The 12,011-nt window shown below is 70.8% G+C and carries 7 protein-coding genes; 1 reads left to right on the forward strand and 6 read right to left on the reverse strand.

The window, feature by feature from the left end:
* Window positions 1-26: 26 nt before the first annotated feature.
* The gene (locus WME73_RS08480; protein WP_437915355.1) at window positions 27-1,202 is read right to left on the reverse strand and encodes a S10 family serine carboxypeptidase-like protein; all 1,176 of its coding nucleotides are present in this window, start codon (window positions 1,200-1,202) and stop codon (window positions 27-29) included.
* A gap of 633 nt (window positions 1,203-1,835) precedes the next feature.
* On the opposite strand from WME73_RS08480, the gene WME73_RS08485 reads away from it, so the two are divergent.
* A complete protein-coding gene (locus WME73_RS08485) occupies window positions 1,836-2,477 on the forward strand; it encodes a hypothetical protein (RefSeq protein ID WP_437915356.1) in 642 nt (213 codons plus the stop codon).
* 139 nt (window positions 2,478-2,616) lie between these two features.
* Here the strand turns inward: WME73_RS08485 and WME73_RS08490 are convergent, their stop codons facing one another.
* From WME73_RS08490 to WME73_RS08510, 5 genes are all read right to left on the reverse strand, one after another.
* Window positions 2,617-4,386, reverse strand: a complete 1,770-nt coding sequence (locus WME73_RS08490; protein ID WP_437915357.1) for a glycoside hydrolase family 44 protein — start codon at window positions 4,384-4,386, stop codon at window positions 2,617-2,619.
* 52 nt (window positions 4,387-4,438) lie between these two features.
* The gene (locus WME73_RS08495; protein ID WP_437915359.1) at window positions 4,439-5,815 is read right to left on the reverse strand and encodes a DUF1552 domain-containing protein; all 1,377 of its coding nucleotides are present in this window, start codon (window positions 5,813-5,815) and stop codon (window positions 4,439-4,441) included.
* Between the two features lie 15 nt (window positions 5,816-5,830).
* Entirely contained in the window at window positions 5,831-7,552 is a 1,722-nt protein-coding gene (locus WME73_RS08500) for a DUF1592 domain-containing protein (protein WP_437915360.1), read from the reverse strand.
* 788 nt (window positions 7,553-8,340) lie between these two features.
* Entirely contained in the window at window positions 8,341-10,128 is a 1,788-nt protein-coding gene (locus tag WME73_RS08505) for an adenylate/guanylate cyclase domain-containing protein (protein WP_437915361.1), read from the reverse strand.
* A 24-nt stretch (window positions 10,129-10,152) separates the two neighbouring features.
* The gene (locus WME73_RS08510; protein ID WP_437915362.1) at window positions 10,153-11,994 is read right to left on the reverse strand and encodes an OmpA family protein; all 1,842 of its coding nucleotides are present in this window, start codon (window positions 11,992-11,994) and stop codon (window positions 10,153-10,155) included.
* Between the last annotated feature and the right edge of the window lie 17 nt (window positions 11,995-12,011).

The following is a 12,011-nucleotide window of genomic DNA, read 5'->3' on the forward strand; positions in this document are numbered from 1 at the left end:
CGCTCGTAGAACAGCGCGCGCCGTGCTCACGTTGATCGAGCGGCCGCTGTCCGGAACGATGTAATCGCCTTCTTGCGCGGCTGGGGGCGGTCGGGCGCGATGCCGCTGAGGATCGCCGCGCCGCACATCGCCGGACGAGCACGCGATGCGATGGCGGGTGCTGCCCCGCGATCGGTAGACAGATCGGCGATCTCGGTCAGGTCCACGCCCAGCAAGATCTCGAGGTGCTCGGGGGTGCGCATCGCGTGATAGGCGTGCTCCTTGATGAGCGCTCCTTCCTCGGACGTGCGGCGGACATCGTACCCGTCCCACACCTCCGGGTCGGCGAAGTACTCGGCGAAATCCGGGTCTTGCCGCGCCAGCGGTGCCCCGTAGGTCCTCTGCTGCGCCCCGTAGATGCTGGGCTGAATCAGGAGCTGCCAGCCGAGCTGCTCGGCGACCTGCGATGGCTCCTGAGGGGCCCCGGCGCGTGCCGGGAAGGCCGCGTCGAGGTGCGCCTGCATCTTGTCCTTCAGCCAGGAGAGCGCCTTGACCATCAGCCCGAGGGTGTCCGAGTCGCGGGTATAATTCTGCATCATGTAGAGCATCATCGTCGCGCGCGTGCCGCCGTAGCTCTCGCCGGCGACCACGACCGGGTTGTCGCGCAACGGCGCGTCCGCCTCGAGGAACTCGAGCAGCACGTACACGAAGTCGGCGGCGTCGGCGACGTACAGCGGGGCGTCGCTGTACGTCGCCGACGCCGGGTCGACGGTCGCGAGGTCGTAGGAGAAGCCTGCGCTGCGGGGGTCGACATAGAGCAGGTTCGCGAAGCGTGTGTAGGACGCGGCGTTCGCGAGAGGGGCGGCGTCGGCGGGCGCGTCTGGATCCAGCGTGTACGGCCCGGTCCCATAGGGCAGCAGGACGCTGGTGGTCGCGGCGCCGGGGCCGCCGTTGAAGAACAGGATGAGGGGGGCCTCGTCGGGGTGCTCCTGAGCGGGCTGGAACGAGTAGAATATGCGCGCGGGCCAGTTCAGGCCGAGCGTTGGCGAGCCTGGGACCTCGATGAAGCCGGCTTCAGCGGAGAGTTCGGCCATGGGGCCTTCGCCCCCGGAGTCGCCGTTGCCTGTGAAGCCGCCTTGACTACCGTTGCCTCCGGAGCCGCCGTTGCCGCCCGGATCGCTGCCGGATCCGCCACAGCCCACGACAAGCAGCGTGACCGCCATGGTAACGCCGCCGAGCCCAGCGCGAAGAGATGTCATGCCGGTGGGTGGGCGCTGCGCGCCGTTCCCATCAAACAAACGCTCGACGTGCGCGGGGGCAAACCATCGCGGTGCGCCGTGGGCGGTCGTCGATATCTCGCGAACTTCTCCCTGTTGCGAGGCTCCTCGAACCTCCGCCGCCAGCCCGAGCGATGCAATCAAGTCGATTCCGGGGTCGAGCCCGACACCGCGTCCTCGACCGTGATGTGCACGAGCGACCCGCTCGAGCGCCGCTCGACGAGCGGCGTTGCCGGCGCGCCGGGAGCTCGCTGATGTGTCCGCGACGCAGCGTGGCTCGCCGATCCCGCGAATGAACGCGCCGGTCTCGCCATGGGGCGGCGCTCGGATGACCAGACAATGCGGGCAGTCATCTTCCGCATCACGCATCCGCCTCGCCTCGGCAACGGCCTCCTCGCATGGCATCTCGCTTGCCGTCGCTCGCCACCGACACCGATACCGACGCCAGGTGACGCAGGGGCGGTGTGAGGCGGTGCAGGTCGCGCTGGAGCGATCGGACCTGCATGCGGCTCACGCGCCGGCGCTCATCCGTCGAGGCCGCTTTGCGGCGGCAATTCCCTGCAACCATGAGGAGCTCACATGAAATCGAATCAGCTTGAGAACAAGTCCTTTGGCCTGCGATGTGTTGTGTTCGGGCTGGCCTTCGCGACCCTCCTGATGACGGGATGCGCCGTGGATTCAGCGGATGAGCCCGAGGGCTCCGCACAGGATGAAGAGCGCGTCGAGGAAGCGGAGCTCGCCATCTCCGGGCCCGACGTGGAATGGCGGGGAGAGGGACCGGCGTGCACGCGGGGCGTGCCCTGCACCATCTCCGGCAGCTCGTACGTCGGCCTCAAGAATACGTTCGTGGAGCAGTACGTCGTCTACAGCGAGCGCAGGTACGGCATCAACCTCGGGTGGCGAAGCGGCTCGAACCTGGGCAACGTGCGGTTCGTCCCCCAGGCCGGCGAGACGGTGCGGTACGGCGAGCCGGTGGCGCTCTTCGTCACGAACCCGAGCGCGGAGAAGTACATCAAGTACCGCGAGCGCGACTACGGGATCAACCTCGTCTGGTCGGCGGACGCCGTGTACCAGTGGCGTATCACCGGCGGAACGCCGGGCACCCCGGTCGACCTGAACGAGCCTTTCGGCCTCAGCAACGACGCGCAGACCCACGTTGTCTACTGTCCGCGCGAGTACGGCATCAATCTTCGCTGGAACTTCGACTGCCCATATCGCTGAGCGCCGGGCCCAGCGCCCGCCTCCCCGGCTCGCTCGATCAGGCCCTTCGCGCGGAGATCCGGCCTGTCCAACCCGTGTCGGGTTTCCGCATCTCTCGACGGGGCTTATCTCGACGACGCTCCGGACGAGGGGGACGCGACTACCGGGGGACCAGCACCGACACGCTGTGGGCCGGCATCGCGTAGGTGAAGGCGTTCGTGGCGCGCGGCGCAATGGGATCCGCAGGCACGAGATCGGCCTTGGTGGACGTGAGTTGCCACGCGTCGATGGCCGTGTAGCTCTCGTGGGCGGCGAGGGTCACCGCGGCCGTGAGCGGGGCAGCGGTCTTGTTGATGGCGACGAGGACCATTCGGCTCGGATCGGCCTCGTCGATGCTCGCGTACACGGTGGCCTTGGCGACGTCGCTCGTCTCGGCGCGGACGGACGTATCGCCGAAGCGCGCGCCCTGCCCGTCGTAGCTCGTGAAGGCGCGCACGCCGGCCCGGAGCATCGAGACCTCTTCGCCAGGATCCCAGATCGTCGCGAGGAACACGCCCTCGCGGCCGAAGACGCCGAGGGCGTCGGCCTGCGCGATCGCGCCGGAGATGTGGTTGCCGCCGCCGTAATTGTACTCGGTGATGCCGAGGGCGGTGCCCGGGTAATGGGCGTCGATGAGGCCCTGGAGCCAGGGGATGAGCGTGATCGGGCCGTTCACGACGTCGTTCGCGATCCAGCTGTCCTCGACGAAGGTCGGGTCCCAGAGCGAGCGCGGCGCCTGGACGCGGGCCTCGACCGACTCGGGGGAGGCGTCTGAGCCCGTGAGACGCTCGCCGTTCGCGTAGATCTCCGTGTACCAGTGCAGGTCGAGCACGTCGACCAGGCGGCGCCCCTCGCTCATCTCGGCGGCCTTCATGGCGTCGAGCCAGTACTCGATGAAGTTGCCGTCCGCGTCGGGCGCGTCCTGGAGGCTGACATAGCCCGAATACCCGTAGGAGACGAAGCCGGTGACGAGCGCGCTCGGCGCGACGTCCTTGATCGCGGAAGCGAACTCGATGTTCTTGTCGACGAGCTCGGCGTAGCGCACCGGCTCCGGGTGGATGCGCTCGTGGCTGTGATTCCAGAGGTCGGGCTCGTTGTCGAGCGAGAACAGGACGCTCGCGACGTCGCCTTCGAAGGCGTCGGGGAAGGCCTGCTTCATCCAGGCGACGAACTCGTCCTGGTACACGGCGTTGTCGTCGAGATCGGGCGACGAGGAGAAGGGAGCGCCCTTGCGCGCAATCGTCGGGTGAAAGCGGGTCTCGAGGTAATTCTGCGTCTGCTCGACGTCGCCGCCGCCGTCCTTGTCCGCCGCGACATAGCCGCAGATGGGGATGGTCGCGATGAAGGCGGCGCCGTGCGCCAGCGCGCCCTCGGCGTGCATGCGCACCGCCTCCCCGGGGACATCGCCGTTCGGGCTGTTCCCGACGAGGTGCGCGTCGTTCTGGTGCATGTAGTCCGAGCCGGCGTTGGAGGCGTTGTTCTCCCAGTTGTACGCGGTCATGCGGTTGCCGCCCATGCGCACGACGGTGGTGCCGCGCTGCTCGCCGTCCAGGTCTTCGGCCCAGTTGGCGCCATAGATGAGCCGGCTGATGGGGCGCACATCCCGATCGGCGCGCACGGTGAAGGTGACATCACCCGGCCCGGGATCGCCGGGCTCGACGAGGTTCGCCGGAGGATGGCCGCCGGACCCGCCCTGACCGCTGCTGGCCGTGCCTGTGCCGCCGCCAGAAGCGCCGGCGCCGCTGCTGGCGGCGCTGGTGCCGCCGCCGGAAGCGCCGGCGCCGCCGCTGCCAGCAGAGGAGGTGTCGGCGTCGTCGCCGCAGGCGAGGAAGGCGGCAGATGAGAGGAGGACCAGCGTGGCGTGCAAGAAGGGAGCATGTCGGGAAAGCATGCGGTGCATGGTATTCCATCCCTCCGCGGGATCGCGGCGCGTGCTGGCGCGGTCAGACCTGGATGCCCGCGAGCGGCGACGTGACCCGCCCCGCATCGAGGCCGATCTCCGTCACGTTCAAGCCCATGATCTGGGCGGCCGTCAGGAGCGCCTTGCTCAGGTTGTCGCCGGGGAAGTTGCGGTGCTCGTCGCCGCGCAGCCGCCCTCCGGCTTTCCCGGCGAAGAGCACCGGCCATTCCGTCCTCGTGTGCACTTTACCCCACGCGGTGTCGGACGTGACGTACACGAGCGAGCTGTCGAGCAGGTTCGAGCTGCCGTGCGGCGTGTTCTTGAGCTTCGTCAAGAACTCGTTCAGGCAGCGCATCGTGTACATCACGCCCTTGTCGACGCGAGGCTGGCTCGATTGATCCCCGGCATCTCCGTGGCAGATGGTGTCGTGAAAGTCGTCGTTCATGTCCTGCGCGAGGTGCCGGTAGTAGACGTGCGCGGCGGGCAGCGAGAACATGAACGAGAGCACGCGCGTCCGCTCGCAGGCGAGCGCGAGCGCCGAGAGCTCGACCATGGCGGTGTTCACCGCAGGGGGGGCCTCGCTCTGCGCATCCTTGCCGGCGGTGGGGGCCGTCGGGCTCTTGCACGCCGACGTCGGGCCGCCGCCGGACGGCATGGTCTCGAGGCGCTGCTCGATGGCGCGGATCGACTCGAGGTGCTCCTCGATACGATGCCTGTCGGCCGCCCCGAGCCGCTGCTTCAGGCTCGCGCCGTCCTGCAGGACGGAGTCGAGCACGCTCTTCCGGACGTTCGCGAGCTTCGCGGCCTGCTCCGCGCCGTCGTCGCTGGGCTCGGGCAGGCCGTTCATGAACAATCGATTGAACACGGCCTTTGGATCGAACTCCGGGTTGTTGCGCGCGTTCGGCCCCCTGTGCGAGACCGTATGCAGCGAGTCCGGAGCGCCGTTCGGCGTCGCCGGCGTCACCCCCACCTCGAGCGAGCGGTACGGCGCCCCCTCCGAGATGGCGTTCGCGACGACCTGGTCGATGGACGCGGCCCGCACGGCGTTCCCGCTGAGCGGCGCGCCGGTCGTCGCCCCCGCCGACCCCGTGGGGTGCTCTGAGCCGGAGACCACCAGCTTGTTCTCGAGGCCGCTGATCACCGTGAGATACGACTTGAGATCCGCGAGGGGCTCGAGCTCGGGGCTGAGGTCCCAGGCCTGACCGGAGCCCGTGCGCGTCGGCTTCCAGCGACCGGGCAGCGTGCCGTTCCCGAAGAACCACGTGACGTAGAGCGGCGAGACCGGGGTCTTCGTCTGAGCGTGCGCCGTGCCGCTCTCGTTCAGCATGATCTCCAGCAAGGGGAGCGGGATGGTGACGGCGGCGCCCGTCGCCAGCATGCCCCGGAGAACAGTTCGTCGGTTCAAAACTTTGTTCGTCATTGGGGGTACCTGCGATCAGGGTTGGGGGGCGACGGACGAGAAAGCGTCGTTGGTCACGACGTCGAGGACCAGCTCGCGCAGCTTGTACCCCGACCCTTCGAACGAGGCGGTCAGCGCGTCCAGCACGCGCTCGTCCACGTCTCTCTCCTCGTGACCCGCTGCATACGTGTAGTACTTGCGGACGAGGCACTCCGCGACCGAGGCGTCCGAGCTGAGGGTCACGCCGAGCGCGCGCGCGTCGGCGACCGGCACCCCGTCGAACTCGCCGCTCGGGTCGATCGGCAGGCCGTGGTCGGTCGTGCGGAAGCGGCCGATCGCGTCGAAGGTCTCGAGCGGCAGGCCCAGCGGGTCCATGTACGAATGGCAGCCGGCGCAGGCCGGCTCGGTCCGGTGGATCTCGAGCCGCTGACGCTTCGTGAGGGGCTTGTCCGCAGGCGGCTCCGGGAGCTCGAGGGCGACGTCGCCGGGGGGCGGCGGGATGGGCGTGCACATGAGGGCGTCACGCATGAACTTGCCGCGCAAGGTGGGAGAGCCCTCCTTCTGGTTCGCGAACTGCGAGAGGAAGCCCGCTTTGCTGAGGATCCCGACGCGCGGGCCGTCCGCGGGCAACGAGCGGACCTCGAAGGCGCCCGAGCCGAGGCCGGCCGTGTCGAGACCGTAGAGCTGGGCGAGCTCGGTGTTGACGACGACCTTCGTGGTCGAGAACAGGTCGAGCGCGCTCGTTCGATCGTCGAACGCGAGGACCTCCCAGGTGCCTCGCATGTCGCGGACCATCGCCGCTCGCAGCGCGGGGCTATACTCAGGAAAGAGCGCCGTGTCTTTTGCCTGCGTGCTGATCCGATCGAGCCGCATGTACTCCTCGGCGAAGGCGCCGACCGCCTCGCGCCCCGCGGGCGCCTCGAGCAGCCGCGTCGCCGCCGCGCGGATCCCCTCCACCGTTCCGAGCGCCCCGCTCGCGGCCTGGTCGAGCAGCTCCTGGTCTGGCAGGCTGTTCCACACAAGGAACGCGAGCCGGGACGCCATCTCGTAGCCCGTCAAGCGCAGCGACCCGTCGGCGCTCGGAGCGCCGAGCTCCGGGCGATACAGGAAGTTCGGAGACGTGAAGAGGGCCACCGTCGCCCAGCGGGCCCCCTCGACGGCGCTCTCGAGCTCGGCCGCGGCCTTCGTGGCGACGGCCGCGAGCCGGTCGACCTCGGCGGCCTCGAGCGGGCGGCGCCACGCGCGAAGCCCCAGCGCCTGGAGGAAACCACGCACGCAAGCGTCGTCCTCCGCGCCGCTCGGCGCGCAGCCGATGAACTGGTCTCGCCTCGCGGGATCGGCGAACACCGCGTCGACGGCGCCCTCGATGGCCGCGTGGTACTGCTCGACGCCTCGCTCCGAGGTCACGACGGTCGCGGCGCCGACGACAGCAAAGTTCCCGTTCCAGCTGTCGGCGTCGAGCTGGTGGATATCGACCTCGACGCCCAACATGTCGCGCACGGCGTTGCGGAACTGCGTTCTCGTCAAACGGCGCAGCATCCCGGCCGCGGGCTGGAACGGCGGCGGGTCCGAGCCCGTCGGTGATCCGTCGCCGTCGACATCCGAGTCCGTCGGTGATCCGTCGCCGCCGACAGAGGATGACCCAGCGCCGTCCGTCGTGTCACCCAGCGCGCCCGTGCACGCAGCCGCGAATGCGAGCGCGCAAACGGCGGCGACTTCTCTCGAGAAACGGAGCTCGTGCCATGACGGCTTCTTCATCTTGCTCTCCGATGATGCGACGGGGTGACCCGGCGGACCGTACCGAGGATTTCTCGACCCCCGTCGAATCGACGAGGTCTGTGGTGTCCTCCGGTGGCTCACCCTCGGTAAGAACACCAAGCACCATCGCTCGGCCATCGCTTTCGCGGCGGTCGGGCGAACGGAGCTCCAGAATCGACAAGGACTCGATTGGATGACGAAGGGCGCGGCGCGCAGGGCGACCCGCTCATGCGCGAAGCTAAAGGATGCCCCTTGAACCAAATGTGAACGATCACATGGCCGAGGTCAACGCCAATCGACCGGTCCGCGCAACTCCGCGAGGCCGAGGGAGGGCAGGGCTGGCGAGCTCCTCCGGATCGCTGCGTCAAGAGGGCGGGCGCCGGCCGCCGCGATCGCGCGAGGTGCGCCTGCGCCTGCACCTGCACCGGATTTGTGAACGTTCACAAATTGGCGAAACGGTATCTTTTTGCTTCGACCTGAATGGGATGTGCACGTCGTTCGAGTGTCCGGATGAGCGACATCCCCTCCGCTGGTGCGCTCGACGGAGGGGGCATCGGCGTCAACCAAGCGCGTTCAGGGCCCTGAGCGCGACCGAACGAGCTCGGGTAACACCGATGGTGCGGGTACTTTGGCTGAAGGCGGGGCTTTTTTGAGCCGCCAAGACGTCATAAACCACCAACAGAAATCTCGGCGTCCCATGGGGCCTCGGCGGGGCCATCGTTCCGGCAGGGCGGGGGAACTCCCCACCACGCGTTGACGGACGCGGGCGCGGGCGCGCTGTGCCCCCTTCAGCCCGGATCGAGCGCGTATATGGCCGTGGTCGTCTTTCGCCCCGTCAGGTTGCGCTCGCCCAGCGCGCGCAGCGGGAAGGCGTCGCCGGCGAGGTTCCGGGTCGCCTCGGAGACCAGCACCTGGTTCGGCGCCGCGATCGCCTCGAGCCGCGAGGCGACGTTCACCACGTCGCCTATCACGGTGTACTCCATCCGCTTGTCGGAGCCGATGTTGCCGACGATGGCCTCTCCGGAGTTCACGCCCACGCCGAGGCGGACCTCGACGTCGTACCGCTCGCGCCACTCCTCGTTCGCCGTCTCGAGGAAGCGCATCATGTCCTCCGCGGCCGCGAGCGCGCGGCGCGCGTGATCCTCCTGCGCGATCGGGGCGCCCCAGACGGCCATGACACAGTCGCCGATGAACTTGTCGACCGTGCCCCCGTGCCGGAACACGATCTCGGTGAGCATCGAGAAGAGCTCGTTGAGGAGGGCGACCATCCGCTCGGCGTCGCGCGACTCGGCGAGCGGCGTGAAGCCGACGACGTCGGCGAAGAGCACCGACACGGCCGCCCGCTTGCCGCCGAGGGCGAGCGGGTGCTCGCCCCGCACGATCGCGTCGACGACGGCCCTGTCCATGAACCGGCCGAGATCGCCGCGGAGCTTCGCCTCCCGGGCGATGTCCGCCTCGCCCTGCTCGAGGTCCTGGGCCATGCGGCCGAGGGAGGTCGTGAGCTCGCCGATCTCGTCGCGCCGCCCCCGCAGCGCGTCGCCGAGCGCGATCTCGCGCCAGCGCCGGGCGCCGATGAGCCGCGCCTGCGCGACGAGGTGGAGGATCGGGCGCGTCACGTGGCGGGCGGTGACGAGCGCGAGGGCGAGCGCGAGGACGAGCGCGCCCGCGGCGACGGCGAGGCCGCGGCGCCGCATCTCGTCGAGCGCGGCGAAGGCCTCGGGCTCGGGGCGCCAGATCGCGACCGCCCAGCCGAGGTCGGGCACCGTCTCGATGGCGCCGATCATCCGCTGGCCGCCCTCGTCGTGCGGCGCGAGCACGCCGATCCTGTCGTTCAACCCCGCGCCCGAGGGGAGGTTGCGCCAGATCGGCAAGGACGAGACATCGCTGCCCGGCGCGACGCCCGGCACCCCGAACGCCGCGATCGCCTGGCGGTCGTGGCCCGCGATGAGCAGGCGCACCGCGCGGCTCCCGAGGCGGCGCCCGGCGATCACCTCGAGGTTGAGCCCGAGCATGTCGAGCGGCACCTCGGCGACCACGTAGCCGGCCGGGCCGCCCGGGGGAGGCGGCGCCGCGGCGCCGGCGCCTGCGTCCCCGGCGGGCCGCACGCGGGCGACGAGGAGGCCGCGGGCCGGCCCGATCACGCCGAAGCCGACGCCGCGCTCGTCAGCGAGCTGGCGCAGCGCTGCCGGCGCGGCGGGGACGTCCGCGTCGGACGACGCCTTGCGGATCAAGGTGCTGATCCCCGCGTCGGGCACCTCGAGCCGCACCGCGTCGACGAGCCCGCGCGTCGCGACGAGGGCGCGCACCGACGCGACCGCGTCCTCGTCCCGGATGGCGCCGCCCGCGGCGTGGCCGAAGATGGCCGCCGCCGCGACGGCATCGCTCTCGACGTCCCGGATGAGCTGGATCGAGGCCGAGGCCACCTCGGAGAGGATCGCCGTCTGCAGTCTCTCCTCGGAGGTCCGCACGGCGCGCCGGTTCACGTCGATGAGGAGCGTCACGGCGACAGCGACGGGGACGAGCGCCATCGCCGTGAAGAGCGCGATCGCCTTCGTCTTGAGCGAGAATTCCCTCACGTGGAGGCCTCCGCGGGCGATGCGTCACTCAAGAGGACCGTCTTTCCAGCCGGCCGCGCCCTCGTCGGTGCGCTTGCGGATCTGGAACTCCACCCTGCGGTTCCTGGCCCGGCCGTCTCGGGTGCGGTTGTCGGCGAGGGGGCGGCGCGCGCCGAAGCCGCGCGCTTCGAGGCGGCGGGCGTCGATGCCGTGCGCGGTCAGCCACGCGACGACGGCGAGCGCGCGGCGCTGCGAGAGGCTCAGGTTCGCCTGGGCGGCGCCCTGGTTGTCCGTGTGGCCGTCGACCGCGACACGGGCGATCTCGGGGTGCTCCTCGAGGACGGCCGCGACCTCGGAGAGCAGCTCGAAGCTCTCCGGCTCGATCTCGGCCCGGCCCGTCCGGAACTGGACCTGCTGCAGGATCACGATCTGCGAGCCCTCGATGCGCACAGCGAACGGGCAGCCGTGCGTCGCGCGATCCTCGCTCGGCTTGCCGCGCTCGTAGGGGCAGGCGTCCGCGGCGTTGGGGATGCCGTCGCCGTCCGTGTCCGCGGGGCACCCGTGCTTCGACGCAGGTTGGGACCCCGCGCTCGCCGGTGCTGCGGACGTGGGTTGGGACCCCGCACGCGCAGGCGCCTCCGACGTGACCCCAGGCCCCGCGCCGCCCGGTCCCGCGTCGGCGGCCGCGCTGCTGACCCCCGGCACGTCCGGGCAGCGATCGTCGACATCGTAGATCCCGTCGTCGTCCCGGTCCGGCGGGCAGCCGCGGCGGAACGCCTGTCGGGCGCCCGCCGCCGCGGCCGGCGGGCGCGCCTCGCCGATGACCCGGGGGCAGGCGTCCTCCGCGTCGGGGACCGAGTCCCCGTCGAAGTCGGCGGCCGGAGGCGCGGCCCGCGCCGCGCCGCGAGCGCCCTTCGTCCCGGTGGACGCGCCGGCGACGGCCGAGGGGGCAGCGGCAGGGGGCGCCGACGGAACGACGTCCGCGGCGACGCCGAGCGCCGCGAAGAAGCGCGCCTTCGGTATGCCGGGCAGCCGCCCGAAGCCAGGGCCCGCGCCCGCGTCGAGCGTGAGGGGGCCGAGCGACCAGCGCGCCGTGAGCAGGAGCTCGGCCCCCGCGCGGCCCGGGACCTCGAGCGCCGACCCCTCGTCGGCGGCGGCCCAGACGGAGAGCTCCGACCCGAGCTGCAGCGGGCCTTTGCGGACGCCCGCGCCCGCGGAGAAGAGGACCTCGCTGCCCGTCAGGCTGTCCGCCGAGGCCTTCTGGAACCGGCCCCCCGCCGAGGCCGACCAGCGGAAGCCCGGGTGCTCGGCCCCCACGATCACCCGCGGCGCGTAGCGCACGGCGCCCGCGCCGGCGAACGCCGCCTCGTCTCCCGTCGGCAACCAGACGGAGAGCCCGAGCGCCGCCGCCGGCCGGAGCCCCTCCTGGGGCAGGAGCGTCACCCTCCCTCCCGCCTGGACATCGCCGAGCGTGGCGCCGCCGGCGGGCGCCGTGACGCGGATGCTGCCGAGCGCGCCGGACGCGCCGCCCTGGTCCAGCACGAACGGCGCGTCGAGATCGAGCTTGATCCGGCGCAGGAGCTCGACGCTCGCGAGCGCGTGGAGGATCGCCTGCCGGCCCACCCACGTTACCGACCCGGCAGGCGCAGTCCCGCGCAGGCTGAGGGGTTGATGAGAATAGGAGAACAGAAGTCCGACCGCGGGCCGGAGCTCCCCCGATACGCCGGCAGAAGGGACAGTGGATAGCCCGTCGCCCGCGGGCGCGGGAGCGAGCCTGTCGAGCGCTGTGGCCTCCTGCGCTGCGGCCGGCATGGAAGCCGTGGCCGCTGCGACGAGCAGCGGGGAGGCCAGGAGGGGCGCGATGACGCGCGCCGACCAATACGCCATCGGTCTGCTCGTATCCT

The sequence above is a fragment of the Sorangium sp. So ce302 genome (assembly GCF_051530145.1).
GTDB lineage: Bacteria > Myxococcota_A > Polyangia > Polyangiales > Polyangiaceae > Sorangium > Sorangium cellulosum_B.